16 protein-coding genes are annotated in these 23,042 nt (G+C 69.2%); 13 read left to right on the forward strand and 3 right to left on the reverse strand.

The window, feature by feature from the left end:
* Nucleotides 1-42 precede the first annotated feature (42 nt).
* From moxR1 to ACZ5IQ_RS14825, 5 genes are all read left to right on the forward strand, one after another.
* Nucleotides 43-1,191: a chaperone MoxR1 gene (gene moxR1, locus ACZ5IQ_RS14805; RefSeq protein ID WP_061000857.1), complete on the forward strand. Its 1,149-nt coding sequence runs from the start codon at nucleotides 43-45 to the stop codon at nucleotides 1,189-1,191.
* A 53-nt stretch (nucleotides 1,192-1,244) separates the two neighbouring features.
* Nucleotides 1,245-2,165 (forward strand): DUF58 domain-containing protein, encoded by a 921-nt coding sequence (locus ACZ5IQ_RS14810; protein WP_464481472.1) that lies wholly within the window; start codon nucleotides 1,245-1,247, stop codon nucleotides 2,163-2,165.
* A gap of 88 nt (nucleotides 2,166-2,253) precedes the next feature.
* Nucleotides 2,254-3,006, forward strand: a complete 753-nt coding sequence (fabG1, locus tag ACZ5IQ_RS14815; protein ID WP_409429953.1) for a 3-oxoacyl-ACP reductase FabG1 — start codon at nucleotides 2,254-2,256, stop codon at nucleotides 3,004-3,006.
* A gap of 50 nt (nucleotides 3,007-3,056) precedes the next feature.
* A complete protein-coding gene (inhA, locus tag ACZ5IQ_RS14820; RefSeq protein WP_061000853.1) occupies nucleotides 3,057-3,866 on the forward strand; it encodes an NADH-dependent enoyl-ACP reductase InhA in 810 nt (269 codons plus the stop codon).
* Nucleotides 3,867-3,950: 84 nt separating this feature from the next.
* Nucleotides 3,951-4,952: a ferrochelatase gene (locus ACZ5IQ_RS14825; RefSeq protein ID WP_409429952.1), complete on the forward strand. Its 1,002-nt coding sequence runs from the start codon at nucleotides 3,951-3,953 to the stop codon at nucleotides 4,950-4,952.
* Between the two features lie 148 nt (nucleotides 4,953-5,100).
* Here ACZ5IQ_RS14825 and ACZ5IQ_RS14830 read toward each other — a convergent pair whose 3' ends face one another.
* Nucleotides 5,101-5,937, reverse strand: coding sequence for a hypothetical protein (locus tag ACZ5IQ_RS14830; RefSeq protein ID WP_464481401.1), 837 nt, complete (start codon nucleotides 5,935-5,937; stop codon nucleotides 5,101-5,103).
* 59 nt (nucleotides 5,938-5,996) lie between these two features.
* Here ACZ5IQ_RS14830 and ACZ5IQ_RS14835 point away from each other — a divergent pair, with 59 nt between their 5' ends.
* From ACZ5IQ_RS14835 to ACZ5IQ_RS14845, 3 genes are read left to right on the forward strand one after another with little or no spacing between them, the layout of a single operon-like run.
* Nucleotides 5,997-6,428 carry an NfeD family protein gene (locus ACZ5IQ_RS14835; protein WP_061000847.1) on the forward strand — a complete coding sequence of 144 codons (432 nt, stop codon included), beginning with the start codon at nucleotides 5,997-5,999 and terminating at the stop codon, nucleotides 6,426-6,428.
* 18 nt (nucleotides 6,429-6,446) lie between these two features.
* Nucleotides 6,447-7,634, forward strand: a complete 1,188-nt coding sequence (locus ACZ5IQ_RS14840; protein ID WP_061000845.1) for an SPFH domain-containing protein — start codon at nucleotides 6,447-6,449, stop codon at nucleotides 7,632-7,634.
* A gap of 2 nt (nucleotides 7,635-7,636) precedes the next feature.
* Nucleotides 7,637-7,999, forward strand: coding sequence for a DoxX family protein (locus ACZ5IQ_RS14845; protein WP_464481402.1), 363 nt, complete (start codon nucleotides 7,637-7,639; stop codon nucleotides 7,997-7,999).
* Here ACZ5IQ_RS14845 and ACZ5IQ_RS14850 read toward each other — a convergent pair.
* Together ACZ5IQ_RS14850 and ACZ5IQ_RS14855 are read right to left on the reverse strand one after the other, a co-directional pair.
* The gene (locus tag ACZ5IQ_RS14850) at nucleotides 7,996-8,466 is read right to left on the reverse strand and encodes a nitroreductase family deazaflavin-dependent oxidoreductase (RefSeq protein WP_464481403.1); all 471 of its coding nucleotides are present in this window, start codon (nucleotides 8,464-8,466) and stop codon (nucleotides 7,996-7,998) included. The genes ACZ5IQ_RS14845 and ACZ5IQ_RS14850 overlap by 4 nt on opposite strands.
* A complete protein-coding gene (locus tag ACZ5IQ_RS14855; RefSeq protein ID WP_464481404.1) occupies nucleotides 8,463-9,182 on the reverse strand; it encodes a TVP38/TMEM64 family protein in 720 nt (239 codons plus the stop codon). The genes ACZ5IQ_RS14850 and ACZ5IQ_RS14855 overlap by 4 nt, the downstream gene beginning before the upstream one ends.
* Before the next feature lie 223 nt (nucleotides 9,183-9,405).
* Between ACZ5IQ_RS14855 and mutA the strand changes: the two genes are divergently transcribed.
* The 5 genes from mutA (at nucleotide 9,406) to pks2 (ending at nucleotide 23,030) form a co-directional block, all read left to right on the forward strand.
* Complete coding sequence (gene mutA, locus ACZ5IQ_RS14860) at nucleotides 9,406-11,244, forward strand: methylmalonyl-CoA mutase small subunit (protein ID WP_464481405.1); 1,839 nt, start codon at nucleotides 9,406-9,408, stop codon at nucleotides 11,242-11,244.
* Nucleotides 11,245-11,246: 2 nt separating this feature from the next.
* On the forward strand, nucleotides 11,247-13,496 hold the full coding sequence (scpA, locus tag ACZ5IQ_RS14865) for a methylmalonyl-CoA mutase (protein ID WP_133427698.1): 2,250 nt from the start codon (nucleotides 11,247-11,249) through the stop codon (nucleotides 13,494-13,496).
* A 10-nt stretch (nucleotides 13,497-13,506) separates the two neighbouring features.
* Complete coding sequence (gene meaB, locus ACZ5IQ_RS14870; RefSeq protein ID WP_061000836.1) at nucleotides 13,507-14,481, forward strand: methylmalonyl Co-A mutase-associated GTPase MeaB; 975 nt, start codon at nucleotides 13,507-13,509, stop codon at nucleotides 14,479-14,481.
* Nucleotides 14,482-14,837: 356 nt separating this feature from the next.
* Nucleotides 14,838-16,130: an esterase/beta-lactamase LipL gene (gene lipL, locus ACZ5IQ_RS14875; RefSeq protein WP_061000834.1), complete on the forward strand. Its 1,293-nt coding sequence runs from the start codon at nucleotides 14,838-14,840 to the stop codon at nucleotides 16,128-16,130.
* Nucleotides 16,131-16,754: 624 nt separating this feature from the next.
* On the forward strand, nucleotides 16,755-23,030 hold the full coding sequence (gene pks2, locus ACZ5IQ_RS14880; protein WP_464481406.1) for a sulfolipid-1 biosynthesis phthioceranic/hydroxyphthioceranic acid synthase: 6,276 nt from the start codon (nucleotides 16,755-16,757) through the stop codon (nucleotides 23,028-23,030).
* The last annotated feature ends 12 nt before the right edge of the window (nucleotides 23,031-23,042 follow it).

Consider the following 23,042-nt stretch of genomic DNA (forward strand, 5'->3'; position numbering starts at 1 on the left):
TGTGCCGGACACCCGGCCGAAACAATTGTGGGAGGAAGCTAGATGACGTCACCGAGTGGGCCGCCCGACGGCGCCGGAGGCTACCCAGGCCCGGCACCCACGCAGGGTTACCCGCCCGGGGCGCACGCCGCCCCCGCCGCGCAGCAGCCCGTCAGCGCGTCGTTGCAGTCCGAGGTGCACACCCTCGAGCGCGCCATCTTCGAGGTCAAGCGGATCATCGTCGGCCAGGACCAGCTGGTCGAGCGGATGCTGGTCGGCCTGCTGGCCAAGGGCCACGTCCTGCTCGAAGGTGTGCCGGGTGTCGCCAAGACCCTCGCCGTGGAGACCTTCGCCAAGGTCGTCGGCGGCTCGTTCGCCCGTATCCAGTTCACCCCTGACCTGGTGCCCACCGACATCGTCGGTACCCGCATCTACCGCGTCGGCAAGGAAGAGTTCGACATCGAGCTCGGCCCGGTCATGGTGAACTTCCTGCTCGCCGACGAGATCAACCGCGCGCCCGCCAAGGTGCAGTCGGCGCTGCTGGAGGTCATGGCAGAGCGCAAGATCTCCATCGGCGGCAAGACCTTCCCGCTGCCCAGCCCCTTCCTGGTCATGGCGACCCAGAACCCGATCGAGCAGGAGGGCGTGTACCAGCTGCCCGAAGCGCAGCGCGACCGCTTCCTGTTCAAGCTCAACGTCGGCTACCCGTCGCCCGAGGAAGAGCGCGAGATCATCTACCGGATGGGCGTCAAGCCGCCGGAGCCCAAGCAGATCCTCACCACCGAGGACCTGCTGCGCCTGCAGGACGTGGCCGCCAACACCTTCGTGCACCACGCCCTCGTCGACTACGTGGTCCGCATCGTGACCGCCACCCGTGAGCCGGAGAAGTTCGGCATGCCCGACGCCAAGACGTGGATCGCCTACGGCGCCTCGCCGCGTGCCTCGCTCGGCATCATCAGCGCCTCGCGTGCGCTGGCGCTGGTGCGCGGCCGCGACTACGTCATCCCGCAGGACGTCGTCGAGGTCATCCCGGATGTGCTGCGGCACCGCCTCGTGCTCACCTACGACGCGCTCGCCGACGAGATTTCCGCCGAGACCGTCGTCAACCGCATCCTGCAGACCGTCGCGCTGCCGCAGGTGAATGCCATTCCGCAGCAAGGACATTCGGTTCCGCCCGTGATGGCCGGCGCAGCTGGGGCCTCTGGTCGGTGACCGCCCCCGGGTCTGATCGTTCGGCTTCGCCACAGACGGGCCGGTCCGTCGATCTGCCGTCACTGCAGCGCGGCCAGATTCGGGATCCCGAGCTGTCGGCCGCACTGCGCAAGCTGGAGCTCACCGTCCGGCGCAAGCTGGACGGTGTCCTCCACGGCGACCACCAGGGCCTGATTCCCGGGCCCGGCTCGGAGCCGGGGGAGTCGCGGCTCTACCAGCCCGGCGACGACGTCCGCCGGATGGACTGGTCCGTCACGGCCCGCACGACGCATCCGCACGTGCGGCAGATGATCGCGGACCGGGAGCTGGAGACCTGGCTCGTCGTCGACATGTCGGCGAGCCTGGATTTCGGCACCGCGGGCTGTGAGAAGCGTGATCTGGCGGTCGCCGCGGCGGCCTCCATCGCGTTCCTCAACAGCGGCGGCGGTAACCGGCTGGGCGCGGTCATCTCGAACGGCGACACCGTCCGCCGGGTACCGGCACTCTCCGGCCGGCTGCACGAGCAGGAGCTGCTGCGCGCCATCGCCACCACACCCAAGGCCCCGGCAGGGGTCCGCGGTGACCTGGCCGCGGCCATCGACGCCCTGCGCCGCCCGGAGCGGCGCCGCGGCATGGCGGTGATCATCAGTGACTTCCTCGGCCCCATCAACTGGATGCGGCCGCTGCGGGCCATCGCGGGGCGGCACGAGGTGCTGGGCATCGAGATCATCGACCCGCGTGACGTGGAGCTGCCGGCGGTCGGGGACGTGGTGTTGCAGGACGCCGAGTCCGGCATCACCAAGGAATTCACCATCGACGAGCAACTTCGGGACGACTTCGCCCGCGCCGCCCAGGCGCACCGCGACGAAGTGGCCCGCACGCTGCGCCGATGCGATGCCCCGCTGCTCACGCTGCGCACCGACCGCGACTGGATCGCCGACGTCGTCCGGTTCGTTGCGAACCGGCGCCGCGGTGCCATGGCAGCGGCTCGGTAGCTGTCAACACACAGAGTCCATTGGACGGCCCCGCCGTCGCGGCGAGCCGATTTCGGCCTGCACCGGCCGAGACGATAAGTTGACCAGCATGAGTGACAGTGCTGCCACTGAGGCTGCTCCCGGCCGTCCGGCCTTCGTTTCCCGTTCCGTGCTGGTCACCGGTGGTAACCGGGGTATCGGCCTGGCCATCGCGCAGCGCCTGGCCGCGGACGGACACAAGGTCGCGGTGACCCACCGCGGTTCCGGTGCCCCCGAGGGTCTGTTCGGCGTCGAGTGTGACGTCACCGACACCGAGGCCATCGACCGCGCGTTCAAAGAGGTCGAGGAGCACCAGGGCCCGGTCGAGGTGCTGGTGTCCAACGCCGGCATCTCGAAGGACGCGTTCCTGATGCGCATGACCGAGGAGCGGTTCACCGAGGTCATCAACGCCAACCTCACCGGCGCGTTCCGGGTGACGCAGCGCGCGTCACGCAGCATGCAGCGCAAGCGTTTCGGCCGCATCATCTACATCGGCTCGGTCTCGGGCATGTGGGGCATCGGCAACCAGGCCAACTACGCCGCGGCCAAGGCCGGCCTGATCGGCATGGCGCGCTCCATCTCGCGCGAGCTCTCCAAGGCCGGCGTCACCGCCAACGTCGTCGCCCCCGGTTACATCGACACCGAGATGACGCGGGCCCTCGACGAGCGCATCCAGGAAGGCGCGCTGGAGTTCATCCCGGCCAAGCGCGTCGGCACCGCCGAAGACGTCGCCGGTGCGGTGAGCTTCCTGGCCTCCGAGGACGCCGGCTACATCGCCGGTGCGGTCATCCCGGTCGATGGCGGCATGGGCATGGGTCACTGACCCGAAACTCTTTGGCTTACCCGAACTTTCGTTTAAAAGGAGTCAGCACAATGGCAGGTTTGCTCGAAGGCAAGCGGATCCTGGTCACCGGGATCATCACCGACTCGTCCATCGCGTTCCACATCGCGAAGGTCGCCCAGGAGCAGGGCGCCGAGCTGGTGCTCACCGGCTTCGACCGGATGAAGCTCATCCAGCGCATCGCCGACCGGCTGCCCAACCCGGCACCGCTGCTGGAGCTCGACGTGCAGAACGAGGAGCACCTGGCCTCGCTCGGTGAGCGTGTCACCGAGGTGATCGGCGCGGGCAACAAGCTCGACGGCGTCGTCCACTCCATCGGCTTCATGCCGCAGAGCGGCATGGGCATCAACCCGTTCTTCGACGCGCCCTACGAGGACGTCGCCAAGGGCATCCACATCTCGGCCTACTCGTACGCCTCGCTGGCCAAGGCGCTGCTGCCGATCATGAACGAAGGCGGCGGCATCGTCGGCATGGACTTCGACCCGACCCGCGCCATGCCCGCCTACAACTGGATGACGGTCGCCAAGAGCGCGCTCGAGTCGGTCAACCGGTTCGTCGCGCGCGAAGCGGGCAAGTACGGCGTGCGCTCCAATCTCGTTGCGGCAGGCCCCATCCGGACCCTGGCCATGAGCGCCATCGTCGGCGGCGCGCTGGGCGACGAGGCCGGCCAGCAGATGCAGCTGCTCGAAGAGGGCTGGGACCAGCGTGCGCCGATCGGCTGGAACATGAAGGACCCGACGCCGGTCGCCAAGACCGTGTGTGCGCTGCTGTCCGAATGGTTGCCCGCGACCACCGGCTCGATCATCTACGCCGACGGTGGCGCAAGCACCCAGCTGCTCTGATTCGATTTGTTTTCCGCCGAAACGGCGTTCCAGCAGGTTTCGACTGCCGGGACGCCGTTTCGCGTCTGAGGAGGGGACAAACCCGTGGATTTCGACGCACTGATGCTGTTGTCGTTCGGCGGACCCGAGGGTCCGGAGGACGTCCGCCCGTTCCTGGAGAACGTCACCCGTGGACGCAACATCCCGCCGGCGCGGCTCGACGAAGTGGCCGAGCACTACCTGCATTTCGGTGGCGTGTCGCCGATCAACGGCATCAACCGCGCGTTGATCTCGGAGCTTGAGGCGGCGATGCCGGATCTGCCGGTGTATTTCGGCAACCGCAACTGGGAGCCGTACGTCGAGGACACCGTCATCGCCATGCGGGACAACGGAGTTCGCCGGGCAGCGGTGTTCACGACGTCGGCGTGGGGCGGCTACTCGAGCTGTCGGCAATATGTCGAGGACATCGCGCGCGGCAGGGCTGCGGCGGGACCGCAGGCGCCGGAGCTGGTGAAGGTGAGGCAGTACTTCGACCATCCGCTTTTCGTCGAGATGTACGCCGAATTCGTTTCGCAGGCCTTGCATGCCGCGCCTTCGGGCGCGCGCCTGGTGTTCACGGCGCACTCCATACCGCTGGCCGCCGACGAACGGTACGGACCGCGGCTGTACAGCCGGCAGGTGGCGTATGCGGCGCGTCTGGTCGCTCAGGCCGTCGGAGTGGGCGACTACGACCTGGTGTGGCAGTCTCGGTCCGGCCCGCCACAGGTGCCGTGGCTGGAACCGGACGTCGGCGACCATCTCGCCGCGCTCGGGGACGCGGGCGCCAGCGCTGTCGTGGTATGTCCCATCGGATTCGTCGCCGACCACATCGAGGTGGTGTGGGACCTGGACAACGAGCTCGCCCAACAGGCCGCCGAGGCCGGAATCACGTTGGTGCGCACCGCAACTCCCAATGCCGACCGGCGTTACGCGAAGCTGGCGGCAGCGCTGATCGAGGAGTTGCGCACGAGCGCCGAGCCGGCTCGGGTCGACGGTGACGATCCCGTGCCCGGTTACGGCTGCAGCATCAACGGCGCACCCTGCTCGCCGCAGTGTCCCGGCTCGTGAGTTTCTCTCGCGAACTGACATGAAACTGTGCGAGGGCCCTCGCTCGGCGTAGGTCAACTTGAGCCGAATGCCGAGTAGCGAGCTGCCAAGACGCACGGTCAATTTCCGGCGACACGCCGCGGCCACGGCCGGTGCCAGTAGGGGACGCCTACCGCTCCCAGGCGGAGTGCAGGATCGCCGTCACGGCAGCCAGCCGTGCGGAGCGCACGATGTCGGTCAGCGGCCGCATGGCCTCACTGGCGATCTGCATCTCCGAGGCGCTCTGCAGACCGATGGGCGCCAGCCCGGCGCTGACCGTGACGATCGCGTCGATGTGGGCCGCGGTCTCGAGCACCCGCACCGCGCGCGCGGGGGCATGGTCGGGCAGCCGGTGCAGATGTCCGGCCTCGAGCAGCTGCTCGACCATCTCGCGCGGATCCTCGATGTCCGAACCCGGTTCGGCGCGCAGGCGGCCGAGGGCGTCGGCCGCGGACCGGACCGCGTCACGCAGCCGGTACTCCTCTTCGCCGAGGTCGAAGTACCCGGCCACGGGCGCGCTGGGCAGTGAATACACCGTCCAGGACAGGGCTTTGACCTCCGCGTCGTCGGTGTCGTCCTCGTATTCGAAATCGGGGACCAGCCCGACGGCCTCGCCGTAGTTGGAGGTGACGACGACGGCTTCGCCCATGTCGACGGCGTCCTGCTGGAACTGGGTGCCGGGCGTCAGGCCGCGGACATCCCCGGGTACGGGCAGTACCAGGTTCAGGGCCGGCTCCGAGCGTGCGGCGCCGGCCGCGTGCCGCAGCGTCTGCAGCAACGTGACGCCGCCGTAGTTGGTCAGATCGGGCCACGGCAGGCCCGTCCGGCTGGCCGCCACGGCGTCGTAAGCGGCGATGGAATGCCTTGGTGCCCACGGCGATAGCGCATCGAGGACATCGTCGGGTGCGGCCAGGCCGGCATGCCAGGCATTGGCCCACACCGTCAGCGAAACACTTGGACACCACATGATGCACGCAGTGTAAAGCGCTCCGGCCGATTAAGCCTGCAAGGCGCTACTCTGGTCGCATGCCGGTGCCGTTGCTGTGGCTCATCGTGGCGATCGGGCTTGCCGGTGCCGAAGCGCTGACCGGTGACATGTTCCTGCTCATGCTGTCCGGCGGTGCCCTCGCGACAGCAGGTCTGAGCTGGGCCACCGACTGGCCCATCTGGGCCGACGGCGTCTCCTTCCTCATCGTGTCGGTGCTGCTGCTGGTCCTGGTGCGGCCGGCCCTGCGCAAACGCCTGGGTGCCGCCGGTCTGCCCGAACCGGTGAAGGCCTTGGAGGGCAAGTCGGCGCTGGTGCTGGAACGGGTGACCCGCCATGAAGGACAGGTAAAACTCGACGGCGAAATCTGGACGGCCCGCCCGATGGCCGACGACGATGTCTTCGAGCCCGGCGATCACGTCACGGTGATGCGGATCGACGGTGCGACCGCGGTGGTCTTCCGGGCCATCTGAACGCAAGGGGAGCTGAAATTGACTGGTGCACTTGTCCTTCTGCTGATCCTGGTGGCGTTTGCCATCGTGGTGGTGGTCAAATCGGTGGCGCTCATCCCGCAGGCCGAGGCGGCGGTCATCGAGCGGCTGGGCCGCTACAGCAAGACCGTCTCGGGGCAGCTGACGCTGCTGCTGCCGTTCATCGACAAGATCCGGGCCCGCGTGGATCTGCGTGAGCGGGTGGTGTCGTTCCCGCCGCAGCCGGTGATCACCGAGGACAACCTGACGGTCAACATCGACACCGTCGTCTACTTCCAGGTGACCAGCCCGCAGGCCGCGGTGTACCAGATCAGCAACTACATCGTCGGCGTCGAGCAGCTGACCACCACGACGCTGCGCAACGTCGTCGGCGGCATGACGCTGGAACAGACCTTGACGTCGCGGGACCAGATCAACGCCCAGTTGCGCGGCGTACTCGACGAGGCCACCGGCCGGTGGGGCCTGCGCGTCGCGCGCGTCGAACTGCGCAGCATCGATCCGCCGCCGTCGATCCAGGACTCGATGGAGAAGCAGATGCGCGCCGACCGCGAGAAGCGCGCCATGATCCTGACCGCCGAGGGCACCCGGGAGGCGTCCATCAAGCAGGCCGAGGGCCAGAAGCAGTCGCAGATTCTGGCGGCCGAGGGCGCCAAGCAGGCGGCGATCCTGGCCGCCGAGGCGGACCGGCAGTCCCGCATCCTGCGGGCCCAGGGTGAACGCGCCGCCCAGTACCTGAACGCCCAGGGCCAAGCCAAGGCCATCGAGAAGACGTTCGCGGCCATCAAGGCCGGCCGCCCCACGCCCGAGCTGCTGGCCTACCAGTACCTCCAGACCCTGCCGCAGATGGCCAAGGGCGAGGCCAACAAGGTGTGGGTGGTGCCCAGCGACTTCGGTTCCGCGCTACAGGGTTTCACCAAACTGCTCGGGGCGCCGGGCGAGGACGGGGTGTTCCGCTACACGCCGTCGCCGGTCGAGCCGACGCCCGCGGGGGCGGACGACGACGCCGACGAGGTCGCCGACTGGTTCTCCACCCAGACCGACCCGGCCATCGCGCAAGCGGTGGCGAAGGCCGAAGCCGAGGCCCGCCGGCCGGTGCAGCAGCCGGGTTACGGCGCCCCGCAGACGCAGCCGCTCGAGGCTCGGCAGACCCCGGAAATCGACCCGCCCGCCGGGCAACACTCGAGGTGACCATGAGCGCACTGACCTCCCCGAAGACCTACACGGCCCTGGCGGTGCTGATGGCCGGTGACGCGGCGGCGTGTGCCGTGCCCGTCGCACCCATCGAGAAGGCGCTCAACGGAGTGCACTTCCCGCTCGAGTACCGCTGGATTCTCGTCGGTTCCAAAGCGGCAGCCGCTGTGGGTCTGCTTGCCGGACAGCGCAATTCGGCTCTGGCTCGGCTGACCACCGCGATGCTGGCGCTGTACTTCACGCTGGCCGTCGGCGCGCATGTCAGGGCACATGACAAGCCGGCCAACGCCGCGCCGGCCGTGCTGTTCCTGGCGCTGTTCACCGCGATGACGGCCAAGGGACTGCCCGAGCGCGAACGTTAGGACTGCAGCCGCAGTTCGACCATCGGCAGCGGGACGTCGCGGTCGCCGATCGGCCGGCCCAGCGTCTGTTCGAGCACCGGGCGGAACTGCTCCCAGTACTTGGGGTGGCGGGTCCGGTAGTCGCTGAGTGTCCGGTCGACTTCGGCCTGTTCGAGTACGCGTGCCGTGGCACGTGCGGGCGCGTGGCTGCCGATCTGGACCCGGACGTGTGGTTCGGCGCAGACGTTGCGGAACCACTGCGCCGTCGTCCCGAAACCCGAGGCGACCACGAAGCAGTTGTCGCGCGGTCGGTCGACGATTTCGAGTACGACGTAGCGCCGTTGACCGGAGCTACGGCCGAGGTGTTCGAGCATCAGCATGCGCGGGCCCAGCAGCGCCCCCAGCCGGGCGCGGTACAGCCAGATCGGGGCCCGCACCAGGTGGCGGTTCCGCAGAATCCGGGCGCCGAGGCCGGCGAGTGCGGTCACGGGCCCACGCTGTCGAGTGCGGCGGCGTGCGCACGGCGATGGAGCCGGATCTCGTAGATCAGTCCGCAGATCCCGATGGTCGCGGTGCAGGCCGACACCACCAGCAGCGACGGCCGAATCTGGCCGGTGAGGGCGTCGCCGAGGATGACGACGGCCGCGGTGCCGGGCAGCAATCCGAAGAACGTCGCGAACGCATACGGCACCAACCGGACCGATGAGGCGCCGGCAGCGTAGTTGAGCACCGAGAACGGCACCGCGGGGATCATGCGCATCGACAGGATCGCCGCCCACCCGCGTTCCTTGAGCCGTGCGTCGAGGCTGTCGATGTGCTTGTGCGAGAGCTTGCTCAACTGCCAGCCCAGCACCCGGACCAGCCAGAGCGCGATGAGCGCGCTCAGCGTGCTGGCGACGACGGCCAGCGTGACGCCGAGGGCGGAGCCGAACAGCAGGCCCGCGGCGAGGGTGAATGCGGTGCGGGGGAACGGCAGCACCGTGACGACGGTGTGCGCGACCAGGAACGCCAGCGGGAACCAGGGGCCGGCCGCGGCAGCCCAGTCGCGCATCTGCACCGCGCTGGGCAACGGCACCCAGATGGCAATTGCGACAAGAATCACAATCGCCGTTCCGATGCCCACGGCCCGCCGCAGCGGCATCTGTGCCGCAGTGGCTTGCACCGCAGACAGGACCGTGCGCAGCGCGCTGACAACGGAGTTCACGTCTTCCAAGGGTACGGGGCGACCGCCTGATCATCGCTGTCAGGAGCAGGTCCACGAGACGGTCGATGGCGCCGACCTGTCGCCGTCAGAGTGGTGGGCGTCCGGTGTGCGGTGGAGCTACTGGGTAGTAGCGACCTGCGTGATTTAGCCTGAAAATCAAGTGTGATAGGCATTTCTGCATGCAGTGCCATATGTCCGATGGCCGAAAGATTGGGAGTCGCCGGTGACTGTCGACGTGTCCACTGTTCGGGACCGCTACGCGCGGTGGCAGACGAACGTCGCCGGTGTGCTCGCCAAGAGCACGCGCAAGGCTGTCGAGGATCTGCCGGCCGATCCCGAGCGGTTGCTCGATTCGCCCACCTACGACGGCTTCCCGGTCCGTCCCCTGTACACCAGCCTGGACGGCCTGGCCGAGCCCGCGCTGCCCGGACACTGGCCGTTCACCCGCGGCGGTGACGCCCACCGCGACGTGCTCGCCGGCTGGAAGGTGGCCGAGTCCTTCCCGATCGCCAGCGATGCCGACGTCGCCACGGTCAACGGTGCCATCCTGCTCGCCCTGACCGACGGCACGAGCGCGCTCGAGGTCCGGGTCGGTTCGGGCGGCGTGCCCGTCGACCAGCTCGACCGCGTATTCGAGGGCGTCTTCCTGGATTTGGTTCCGGTGCTCCTGGATGCCGGTGCCGATCTGGCGGGTGCCGCCGACCAGTTGCTGACGTTGGTCAAGCCGTTCGACGCCGACCAGCGTGCCCGGCTGTCGATCGACCTGGGTGCTGACCCGCTGACCGCGCCGCTGTCCGGCCGCGCCGCCGCGGCCGAGGCCGAGGTCGTCGCCACCGCCGCGAAACTGACCGACTACGACGGGGGAGTGCGCGCCGTCACGGTCGACGCCGCCGCGCTGCACAACCTCGGCGCGAGTGCCTCGCTGGAGCTGGCGGGTGCCATCGCCGCCGGTGTCGCGTACCTGCGTCTGCTCACCGAGAGCGGACTGTCGGCCGCCGACGCGCTGCGGCAGCTCAGCTTCCGCTTCGCCGCCGACGACGACCAGTTCGCCACCATCGCCAAACTCCGTGCGGCGCGCCAGCTTTGGGCCCGCGTGGCCGAGGTCGCCGGCGCGTCGGACGCCGGCGCCGCGACCATTCACGCCGTCACCTCGAAGGCCATGATGTCGCAGCGTGACCCGTGGGTGAACATGCTGCGCACCACCCTCGCGGCGTTCGCCGCCGGCGTGGGCGGCGCCGACACCGTGCTGGTCGAGACGTTCGACGCCGCCATCGACGGCGGATTGCCCGGTACCGCAGTCACTTTCAGCCGCCGCATGGCGCGCAACACGCAGCTGCTGCTGCTCGAGGAGTCGCACCTGGGCCGTGTCGTCGACCCGTCGGGCGGCTCGTGGTTCGTCGAGGACCTCACCGATCAGCTGGCGCAGCAGGCCTGGGCGAAGTTCCAGGAGCTTGAGTCGCTGGGCGGTTTCGTCGCCGCCCGTGATCACCTGAGCGCTCAGATCGCCGAGGTCGCGGCCCGTCGTGCCGACGACATCGCCCACCGCCGTACGGCGCTCACCGGTGTGAACGAGTTCCCCAACCTCACGGAAACCCCGCTCGCGCAGACGGATTCGTTCCCCGGCGTCGTGCGCTACGCCGCGGCTTTCGAGGCGCTGCGCAACCGTTCCGACGCGTACCTGGCCAAGACCGGCAAGCGCCCGCAGGCCGTGCTGCTGCCCGTCGGCCCGCTCGCCGAGCACAACATCCGCACCACGTTCGCCGCGAACCTGCTGGCTTCCGGTGGCATCGAGGCCGTCAACCCCGGCACCGTTGATGTAGCAGCCGCCGCATCCGCCAGTGCAGGCCATGTCGCTGCTGTCCTCTGCGGCACCGACGCCCGGTACGCCGACGAGGCGAGCGATGTCGTCAAGGCCGCCCGCGCGGCCGGCGTCGCGCACGTCTACCTCGCCGGGCCGGAGAAGGCCGTCGCGGATGCGACCGACAAGCCCGACGAATACCTGACCATGAAAATCGATGCCGTCGAAGCGCTTTCGACCCTGCTCACCCGATTGGGGGCATGACCATGACCGCTTCCGACGTGACCACCATCGGCAGCTTCGCCGACGTCCCGCTGCAGGGCGAGGCGCCCGCCGCGCCCACCGCCGACGCCGTCGACACCCATGTCGCCGACGCGGCGCAGGCGCACGGCTACACCGCCGAGCAGCTCACCTGGTCGACGCCCGAGGGCATCGACGTCAAGCCGGTGTACATCGCCGAAGACCGGGACGCCGCGACGCAGGCGGGCTACCCGCTGGACAGCTTCCCGGGCACCCCGCCGTTCATCCGCGGGCCGTACCCCACCATGTACGTGAACCAGCCGTGGACCATCCGGCAGTACGCCGGGTTCTCCACCGCGGCCGAGTCCAACGCGTTCTACCGCCGCAACCTGGCCGCCGGCCAGAAGGGCCTGTCGGTGGCCTTCGACCTGGCGACCCACCGCGGCTACGACTCGGACCACCCGCGCGTACAGGGTGACGTCGGAATGGCCGGTGTGGCAATCGATTCCATCCTCGACATGCGTCAGCTGTTCGACGGCATCGACCTGGGCAGCGTCAGCGTCTCGATGACGATGAACGGCGCCGTGCTGCCGATCCTCGCGCTCTACGTCGTGGCCGCCGAAGAGCAGGGCGTGCCGCCGGAGAAGCTGGCCGGGACCATCCAGAACGACATCCTCAAAGAGTTCATGGTTCGCAACACCTACATCTATCCGCCGAAGTCGTCGATGCGGATCATCTCGGACATCTTCGGCTACACCAGCACCAAGATGCCCAAGTTCAACTCGATCTCCATCTCGGGCTACCACATCCAAGAGGCCGGTGCCACAGCGGATTTGGAGCTGGCGTACACGCTGGCCGACGGCGTCGAGTACATCAAGGCCGGGCTGGACGCCGGCCTCGACATCGACAAGTTCGCGCCGCGCCTGTCCTTCTTCTGGGGCATCGGCATGAACTTCTTCATGGAGGTGGCCAAGCTGCGCGCCGGCCGACTGCTGTGGAGCGAGCTGGTGGCCGAGTTCGGTCCCAAGAGCGACAAGTCGCTGTCGCTGCGGACCCACTCGCAGACCTCGGGCTGGTCGCTGACGGCGCAGGACCCGTTCAACAACGTGGCCCGCACCTGCATCGAGGCCATGGCCGCCACACAGGGCCACACGCAGTCGCTGCACACCAACGCGCTCGACGAGGCGCTGGCGCTGCCCACCGACTTCTCGGCCCGCATCGCGCGCAACACCCAGCTGCTGCTGCAGCAGGAGTCGGGCACCACGCGGCCCATCGATCCATGGGGCGGTTCGTACTACGTCGAGTGGCTCACCCACCAGCTCGCCGAGAAGGCCCGCGCCCACATCAAGGAGGTCGCCGAACACGGCGGCATGGCCCAGGCCATCGGCGAGGGCATCCCCAAGCTGCGCATCGAAGAGGCCGCGGCCCGCACCCAGGCCCGCATCGACTCCGGCGCCCAGACGGTGATCGGCGTCAACAAGTACCAGGTGGACGAGGACCAGGAGATCGAGGTCCTCAAGGTCGAGAACAGCCGCGTGCGGGCCGAACAGCTCGCCAAGCTCGAGCAGCTGCGCGCCGACCGCGACGAGGCCGCCACCCAGGCGGCACTGGCCGAATTGACCCGTGCGGCAGGCGAATCCGGTACTGCGGGCGAGGACGGCCTGGGCAACAACCTGATGGCGCTGGCCATCAACGCGGCCCGCGCCAAGGCCACCGTCGGCGAGATCTCCGACGCGCTGGAGAAGGTGTACGGCCGGCACCAGGCCGAGATCCGCACCATCGCCGGCGTCTACCGCGACGAGGTGGGGAAGACCGGAAACGTGAGCACCGCAACCGAATTGGTCGAGAAGTTCGCCGAGGCCGACGGCCGCCGCCCCCGCATCCTGGTGGCCAAGATGGGCCAGGACGGCCACGACCGCGGCCAGAAGGTGATCGCCACCGCGTTCGCCGACATCGGCTTCGACGTGGACGTCGGCTCGCTGTTCTCCACGCCCGACGAGGTGGCGCGGCAGGCGGCGGACAACGACGTGCACGTCGTCGGAGTGTCGTCGCTCGCGGCCGGGCACCTGACGCTGGTGCCCGCGCTGCGCGACGCACTGGCCGAGGTGGGGCGTCCGGACATCATGGTCGTGGTCGGCGGCGTGATCCCGCCGGGCGACTTCGACGAGCTGTACGAGGCGGGCGCCGCGGCGATCTTCCCGCCCGGGACGGTCATCGCCGACGCCGCGATCGGCCTGTTGGGCAAGCTCGCCGAGCGGCTGGGCTACAAGCTCTGAGGGGGCGGGCATGACGGCCCCGGTGCCTGAACTCGCAGCCAGGATCCGCGCCGGCGACCGGGCGGCGCTGTCGCGTGCCATCACGCTGGTCGAGTCCACCCGGGCCGACCATCGTGATGCCGCGCAGCAGCTGTTGCTCGAGCTCACACCAGAGGCGGGCAGCGCGCTGCACGTCGGCATCACCGGCGTCCCCGGCGTCGGCAAGTCGACGACCATCGAAGCGCTCGGTATGCACCTGATCGAGCGCGGACACCGCGTCGCGGTGCTGGCCGTCGACCCGTCGTCGACCCGTACCGGTGGGTCGATCCTCGGCGACAAGACCCGGATGGCGCAGCTGGCCGTGCAGCCGGAGGCCTACATCCGGCCGTCGCCGACATCGGGCACGCTCGGCGGGGTGGCCAAGGCCACCCGCGAGACCATCGTGCTGCTCGAGGCGGCCGGTTACGACGTGGTGCTGGTCGAGACCGTCGGCGTCGGCCAGTCGGAGGTGACGGTGGCCAACATGGTCGACACCTTCGTCTTCCTGACGCTGGCCCGCACCGGTGACCAGCTGCAGGGCATCAAGAAGGGCGTGCTGGAGCTCGCCGATGTCATCGTGGTCAACAAGGCCGACGGCGAGCACGCCATCGAAGCCAAGGCCGCGGCGCGGGAGCTGTCCGGGGCGATCCGGTTGATCTATCCGCGCGACACCCTGTGGCGGCCGCCGGTGCTCACCATGAGCGCACTGACCGGCGACGGTCTTGCCGCGATGTGGGACACCGTGCTCAAACATCGTGAAACACTCAGTGCCGCAGGCGAATTCGAGGCGCGGCGGCGAGCCCAGCAGGTCGACTGGACCTGGACCATGGTGCGCGACACCGTGCTCGACCGGGTGCTCTCGAATCCGGCGGTCAAGGCGAATCGCGACGAGGTGGAACGCCAGGTGCGCGAGGGTGAGCTGACGCCGGCGCTGGCGGCACAGCGCATCATCGACCTCGCGAATTGACGCCTGCCGCGCCCGTTCCGAGATTGCGGGCGAGTTTGCCGGCGCAATATCGGAACCGGCCTGCCGGGTATTCGGGCGGGCCGTTGGCGAAACGAAATTCGGGACGGACCAGCCGCCGGCCCGAGTTGCGGGCGAAACGCGATCATGGCAATTCGGCTATCGAAATAGTGCCAGGTTTGGTGGTCGGACCTCTGGATTCGCGATCATGGCGATGACTCCGCAACGGGTTACGCCGGCGTAAGTGTGATCTTGAAGTGGATATGCCGGACACGCCCAACCTGTGTATCCAGACTATTTAGCTAACAGATTGATAACGTCGGAGATGATCTGCGGCAGGCGCACGTCATCATTTGGTAATGACCAACGCAATTCGCCGGGAGCGCAACGTCGCGCCTCTCCGGTCCGCCGGCGGACCTCTTCCGCAGGGTGTTCACGGTGCCGCTGACCCGAGTTTCGCAACTGTGGTGCGGGCCTTTTCCGCCATGTTCCCCAGCCGATTCCTGGGCGGCGGCGCCCTCTCGGTGTACCTCGACGGCGTTCCCGTCGTCGACGTGTGGACGGGGTGGGCCGACCGGTGGGGCACCCGGCGGTGGGACGCGGACACCGGCGCCATGGTGTTCTCGGCGACCAAGGGCCTGGCCTCGACCGTGATCCACCGCCTGGCCGATCGGGGCCTGATCGGCTACGACGTGCCCGTCGCCGAGTACTGGCCGGCCTTCGCGGCCAACGGCAAGGCCGGCGTGACGGTGCGCGAGCTCATGCGGCACCGCGCCGGGCTGTCGCAGCTCAACGGCGCCACGCGCGACGAGCTGATGGACCACCGCCTCATGGAGCAGCGGTTGGCGGCGGCACCGATGAGCTGGATGAAGGGGCGACCGGCGTACCACGCCATCACCTACGGCTGGCTGTTGTCCGGGCTGGCCCGCGCGGTGACCGGGCAGAGCATGCGTGAGCTGTTCCGTACCGAGCTCGCCGAGCCCCTCGGCATCGACGGTCTGCACCTGGGCCGGCCGGCCGCCGACGCGCCCACGCAGCCGGCGCAGATCATCGGCCCGCAGTTCCGCATCCGCAATCCGCTGTTCGACGTGGTGGCGCCGCACGTGGCGAAGTTGCCGTTCTCTGGCGGCTTCGGCTCGATGTACTTCACCGGCATGCGGTCGATGGCCCAGGGTGACACGCCGCTGCTGGATTCCGAGATGCCGGGCGCCAACGGCGTGGCCACGGCGCGTGCGCTGGGCCGCGTGTACGGCGCACTGGCCAACGGCGGCCAGATGGACGGCCTGCGGTTCCTGTCGGCCGGTACCGTCGCGCAGCTGCGGGGGACCGGCAGCGTGTTCCCCGACCTCGGCCTCGGCCTGCCGATGGATTTCAACCTCGGTTATCACGGGCTGCCGTTCCCGGGCCTCATGCCGGGGTTCGGCCACGTCGGCCTCGGCGGGTCGCTCGGCTGGGCCGATCCCGATCGCGGCCTGGCTTTCGGCTTCGTGCATAACCGCCTGTTGACGCCGCTGATGGTTGCGGATCAGGCTGGTTTCGTAGCACTTGGGGCAATGGTGCGACACGGTGCTGCGCAGGCGCGCAGCAACGGTTTCTGCCGGGTCGCGGAGTTCGGTGCGCCGTACGCGGATCCGGCCCCGGTTGCGGGCTGACGGAGTTTGCGCGCGCGAGATATGCGGCCGCATCGGAGGCGATGCGGACCGCCCTCAGCACCGGACTTTCGAATACGCGCAGATGTCGGGCATGTTGATTTTTTGCCCGTATCGAGCGGAGTTCGTCACACCCGATATTTCATACCATGCGTATCGATCATTGCCGACAATACGATTTTATGGCCACAGCCTGTAGTTCTGCGATTTTCATTGTGTTGCTCGAATTTCAATAACCATATCCACGCAAACATTTGCCCTGTCGCGGCGTCCGCGTGCGCACGGTGCTGGGGTGAACGATGTTCGCTACGGACCGCTATGCTTCCGGCCCGTGGCTGGTTCGAAAAGGCTCCGAACCAAACCCCTGCGCAACGGCGCGCCGGGCGGGTTGGGTCTTCCGCGGCGAGTGTGCTGCGGATATCCGCTGCTGACGGTCACCTGGTAGCGATTCGACCGAAACGGGTAGCCCCGAATCGGCGGATCAGTTAATTTGACCCGGTAGGATTTCGAGCCAGTTTGTTTAACGCGGCAAAGACGATTTCGCGGAGATTTTTGAGCGCGGTCTGCAAAGCCACCCGGCACTGCGTGTCGGGGTCGGGCCGGACTGCACGGAGAGGCGGTAACTAAGTGGGTGGGTCACCGACGACACCCGTCGCGATCATCGGCATGGCATGCCGGCTTCCTGGCGGCATCAGTTCGCCGGACGAGCTGTGGGAAGCCCTGCTGCGCGGTGACGACCTGGTTACCAAGGTTCCCCTGGAACGATGGGACGCCGAGGAGTACTACGACCCGGAGCCCGGCGTGCCCGGCCGGTCGGTGTCCAAGTGGGGCGGTTTCCTCGATGACGTTGCCGGCTTCGACGCCGACTTCTTCAACATCAGCGACCGTGAAGCCACCGCGATCGACCCGCAGCACCGCCTGATCCTCGAAACCTCTTGGGAGGCCGTGGAACACGCGGGCATCGATCCCGCCACCCTGGCCGGCTCGCTCACGGGCGTCTTCGTGGGTATGACCCACGGCGACTACCAGCTGCTGGCCGCCGACGCCCACGCCATCGAGGGCCCGTACGGCTTCACCGGTAACAACTTCAGCCTGGCCTCGGGGCGCGTCTCGTACCACCTGGGTGCGCACGGCCCGTCGTACACGGTCGACTCGGCCTGTTCGTCGAGCCTGCTCGCCATCCACAACGCGTGCCGCAGCCTGCACGACGGCGAGAGCGACGCCGCCCTTGCCGGCGGTGTGTCGATCATGCTGGATGCGCGCAAGATGTCCTCGGGTTCGGCCCAGGGCATGCTGTCGCCGACCGGCCACTGCCACGCCTTCGACGTCGCCGCCGACGGCTTCGTCTCCGCCGAGGCGTCGGTCATGTTCATGCTGAAGCGCCTGGACGACGCGCAGCGCGACGGCGACCGCGTCCTCGCGGTCATCCGCGGCACGGCGAGCAACCAGGACGGCCACACGGTCAACATCGCGACCCCGGGCGCGGACGCCCAGGTCGCCGTCTACCGGCGGGCGCTGGACCTCGCCGCCATCGATCCCGCCACCGTCGGGTACATCGAGGCGCACGGCACCGGAACTCCCGTCGGCGATCCGATCGAATACTCAAGTCTGGCAACGGTTTACGGCAAGCAGGGGCCCGTCGTGCTGGGCTCGGTCAAGACCAACGTCGGGCATGCGCAGTCGGCGTCGGGTGCGGTCGGTCTGTTGAAGACCGTCCTGGCCCTGCAGCACGGCGTGGTGCCGAAGAACCTCTACTTCAACGAGATGCCCGCCGAGATGGCGGCCATCGACACCGGGCTGTTCGTGCCGACGGACCTCGTGCCGTGGCCGGCTACCGCCGACCACCCGCGCCGCGCCGCCGTGTCCGCCTACGGCCTGTCCGGCACCAACGTGCACGCCGTCGTCGAGCAGGCGCCGGCCGAGTCGTCGCCGCGCGTCGTCGGGTCCGAAGGACAGGGGCTCGGCGGCAAACTGCTGTTCCCCGTGTCGTCCACCTCGGCCGAGGAGCTGCGCCGCACCGCCGGCAAACTGGCCGACTGGGCCGCCGCCCAGGGCGAGGCCCTCGACCTGGCCGACACCGCCTACACACTCGCGCGGCGCCGCGCCCACCGGCCGGTGCGCGCTGCCGTCCTCGCCGAGGACGCCGCCGGCCTGATCCAGGCGCTCCGCGACGTCGCCGACAGCGAGACCCCGTACCAGGCCGCGGCCGGTAAGGGTGACCGCGGCCCGGTGTGGGTGTTCTCGGGTCAAGGCTCGCAGTGGGCGGCCATGGGCGCCGGCCTGCTGGCGGCCGAGCCCGCATTCGCGGCCGCCATCGCCGAGATCGAACCGCTCATCGAGGCGGAGTCGGGCTTCTCGATCACCGAGGCCATCACCGCCGGTGAGACGGTGACCGGCATCGACCGCATCCAGCCCGCCGTGTTCGCGATCCAGGTGGCGCTGGCCGCCACGCTGCGGTCCTACGGTGTGCAGCCCGGCGCGGTCATCGGCCACTCGATGGGTGAGTCCGCAGCCGCCGTCGTCTCCGGCGCCCTGTCGCTCGAAGACGGCGTGAAGGTGATCTGCCGCCGGTCGAACCTGATGCTCAAGGTGTCGGGCTCGGGCGCCATGGCCTCGGTGGAGCTGCCCGCCCAGCAGGTGCTCTCCGAGCTGGGCGCCCGCGGCGTCAGCGACGTCGTGCTCGCCGTCGTCGCCTCGCCGCAGTCGACCGTCGTCGGTGGTGACAAGGACGCCATCCGCGCCCTGGTCAAGGAATGGGACGAGCGTGGCGTGATGGCCCGCGAGGTCGCCGTCGACGTCGCGTCGCACACCCCGCAGGTCGACCCGATCCTCGACGAGCTCGCCGAAGCCCTCGAGGACCTCGAGCCCGACGAGCCGGCGGTGCCGTACTACTCGGCGACGCAGTACGACCCGCGCGACCCCGCCGACTACGACGCGGACTACTGGGTCGACAACCTGCGCCACACCGTGCGCTTCGGTGCGGCCGTGCAGGCCGCGCTCGACGACGGCTTCCGGGTGTTCATCGAGCTGGCCCCGCACCCGCTGCTGGTGCACGCGGTCAACCAGAACGCCGCGCACCAGGACATCGGCATCGCCGCCCTGGCCGCGATGCGTCGCGAACAGGACGTGCCGAACGGTCTGCGCGATGTCGTCGCCGATCTGCACACCGCCGGTGCCGCCATCGACTTCTCGGTGATCTACCCGGACGGCGTGCTGGTCGACGTACCGCTGCCGACCTGGACCCGCAACCACCTGATCCTCACGCGTGATCCGCACGAGCAGGCCCCCGGCGGTGCGTCACTGGCGGTGCACCCGCTGCTCGGCGCACACGTGCGGCTGCCGGAGGAGCCCGAGCGGCACGTCTGGCAGTCCGACGTGGGCACCGGCGTGCAGCCCTGGCTGGGTGACCACCAGGTGCACAACGTCGCGGCGCTGCCGGGTGCGGCGTACTGCGAGATGGCGCTCGGCGCGGCCCGCGAGGTGCTGGGCGAGGCCTCCGAGGTCCGCAACGTGTCGTTCGAGGCCATGCTGCTGCTCGAGGAGGAGACCGCCGTGTCGGCGGTCGCCACGGCCGTCCCGTCGGGCGACATCGACTTCCTGGTCGAGACCTACCAGGACGGCGAGCAGGTGCGCCGTGCGGCCGCGACGCTGCACGCCATCGAAGACGACGCCTCCCGGCCGAGCTACAACCTGGCCAAGCTGGTCGCCGCCCACACCGAAGACGTCGACGGTGGTGACCTGCGTGCCTGGTTCGCCGAGCGGGGCATCCAGTACGGCCCGGCGTTCTCCGGTCTGACCGCTGCGCACACGACCGCGGGCACCACGGTGCTCGCCGCGGTCGCGCTGCCCGGTGCCATCCGGTCGCAGCAGAGCGCCTACACCGTGCACCCGGCACTGCTCGACGCCTGCTTCCAGGCGGTGGCCGCGCATCCCGATCTGCACGGCGACACCACCGGCGCGCTGATGCTGCCGCTGGGCGTCGGCAAGCTGCGGGCCTACGAGTCGACCCGCAACGCGCACTACTGCTACGTCAAGCTCGTCAGCCTCTCGCCGACCGCGGTCGAAGCCGACATCGACGTGCTCGACGAGAACGGCGCGGTGCTGCTGGCCGTGAGCGGCCTGCGGCTCGGCACCGGCGTGTCGGAGGAGGGCCAGCGCGAGCGGCTGCTCAATGAGCGCCTGCTGAACATCGAGTGGCGCAGCCAGGACGCGCCCGTCGCCAACGTGGTCGATCCGGGTCGCTGGCTGCTGATCTCGGCCGCCGCCGACGCGGACAGCCTGACCGAGAAGCTCTCCGAGGTGCTGCAGTCCGACGAGGCCGACGTCTCCACCATGGCGTGGCCGGCCGACGCCGACCACGCGTCCAACCTGGAGTCGCTGCAGGAGACGCTGACGGCCAAGCCGTTCAAGGGCGTCGTCGTCGTCACCGGTGCCCCCGACGGCCCGGCGGCCTCGGCGTCGCTGTCCACCGCACAGCGTGGCGTGGCGCAGGTCGAGCAGCTCGTGCACATCGTGCGGGGTCTGCCGGACGTGCCGGGCCAGCCGGCGCGGCTGTACGTGCTCACCCGCGGTGCCCGCACCGTGGCGCCGGGCGACGTGGCCAACCTGGAGCAGGGCGGCATCCGCGGCTTCATCCGGGCCATCGGCATGGAGTACCCGGCGATGCGGCCGACGCAGATCGATCTCGACGTGCAGGCCGACGTGGCGCACGTCGCCGCCGAACTGCTGTCCGGCTCCGAAGAGGACGAGACGGCCTGGCGGTCGGGCGAGTGGTACACCGCGCGCCTGAACCTGAGCCAGCTGCAGCCCGAGGAACGTCGCACCACCGTCGTGCGGCCCGAGACCGACGGTGTGCAGCTGCAGATCCGGACCCCCGGTGACCTGTCGTCGGCGGAGCTGGCGGCGTACGAGCGCGTCGCTCCGGGACCGGGCCAGATCGAGGTGTCGGTCGCGGCGTCCAACCTCAACTTCGCCGACGTGCTGGTCGCCTACGGCCGGTACCCGAGCTTCGAGGGCCGGCTGCCGCAGCCGGGCGCGGACTTCGCCGGTGTGGTCACTGCGGTCGGCCCGGGTGTCACCGATCATCAGATCGGCGACCGGGTCGCGGGCATCTCGCTGACCGGTGCCTGGAAGACGTTCGTGACCTGCGACGCCAACCTGGCCGTGAAGATTCCGGACGACCTGCCCGAGGGCAGCGCGGCGGCGGTGCCCAGTGCGCACGCCACCGCGTGGTACGGCCTGCACAACCTGGCCCGTATCCAGGCCGGCGACAAGGTGCTGATCCACTCCGCCACCGGTGGTGTGGGCCAGGCCGCCATCGCCATCGCGCGGGCCGCGGGCGCCGACATCTACGCCACCGCCGGTAGCGAAGATCGTCGAAACCTGTTGCGCAGCTGGGGAATCCAGCATGTCTACGACTCGCGCAGCACCGCCTTCGCCGAGGAGATTCGTCGCGACACCGACGGCTACGGCGTCGACGTCGTGCTGAACTCGCTGCCCGGTGCGGCGCAGAAGGCCGGTGTCGAGCTGCTGACCTTCGGTGGCCGGTTCGTCGAGATCGGTAAGCGCGACATCTACGGCGACACCCGGATGGGCCTGTTCCCGTTCCGCCGGAACCTGTCGTTCTACGCGCTCGACCTGGCGCTGTTGACGCTGACCAACCCCGACATCACGCGCGGCATGCTCGAGACGATCTTCGGGCAGATCGCCGACGGTGTGCTGCCGGTGCCGGACACGACGCACTACCCGCTGGCCGAGGCCGCCACCGCGATCCGCGTGATGGGCGCGGCGGGCCACACCGGCAAGCTCGTGCTCGACATCCCGCACACCGGGGAGTTCGAGGCGGTGCTGTCGCCCGAGCACGCTCCGGTGTACCGGGCCGACGGTTCCTACATCGTCACCGGCGGTCTGAGTGGCCTGGGCCTGTTCCTGGCCGACAAGCTGGCCGCGGGTGGTTGCGGACGCATCGTGCTCAACGCGCGTTCGGAGCCGAGTGCGGCGACCGCGAAGGCCATCGAGGCCGTCCGGAGCAAGGGCGCCGAGGTCGAGGTGGTGCTGGGTGACATCGCAGCCGCCGACACCGCCGCGCGTCTGGTCGCCGCGGCCGAGTCGACCGGCAAGCCGCTGCGCGGCGTGCTGCACGGCGCCGCGGTGGTCGAGGACGCGACGTTGCCGAACATCACCGACGAGCTGATCGAACGCGACTGGGCGCCGAAGGTGTACGGCGCGTGGCACCTGCACGAGGCGACGGCCGGGTCCGAGCTGGACTGGTTCTGCTCGTTCTCGTCGGCTGCCGCCATGGTGGGCTCGCCCGGACAGGGTGCGTATGCGGCGGCGAACAGCTGGCTGGACGCGTTCACCCAGTGGCGCCGCGCGCAGGGGCTGGCGGCGACGGTCATCGCGTGGGGTGCCTGGGCCAAGATCGGCGCCGGGCAGGGCATGGCGGCCGACGAGGCCATGGCGATCGATCCGGAGGACGGCGCCTACGCGTTCGACGCGATCATCCGTCACGACCGCGCCTACGCCGGCTACGCGCCGGTGGCCGGGGCCGACTGGCTGGTGGCTTTCGCTCAGGCCAGCAAGTTTGCGGAGTCGTTCGCCAACATCGGGCGGGGTGGTGCGGGCACCAGCGAATTCCTCGCGGAGTTCCACGCCCTGTCGGAGGAGGAGCGGCCGGCTCGTCTGAGGCGCCTGATCACCGACGCTATGTCTATGATACTTAGGCGATCTGTCGATCCCGACCGTCCGTTGGCCGAGTACGGCCTCGATTCGCTCGGGGCGCTGGAACTGCGGACACGTATCGAAGCTGAGACGGGAGTCCGGATCGGTTCGTCGGACATCACGAATGTCCGAGCACTGGCAGAACGCCTGGGGGAGGCGATTTCGACGGCGATTTCGACATGACGGGTCAGAGTA

The sequence above is a fragment of the Mycobacterium toneyamaense genome (assembly GCF_055384815.1).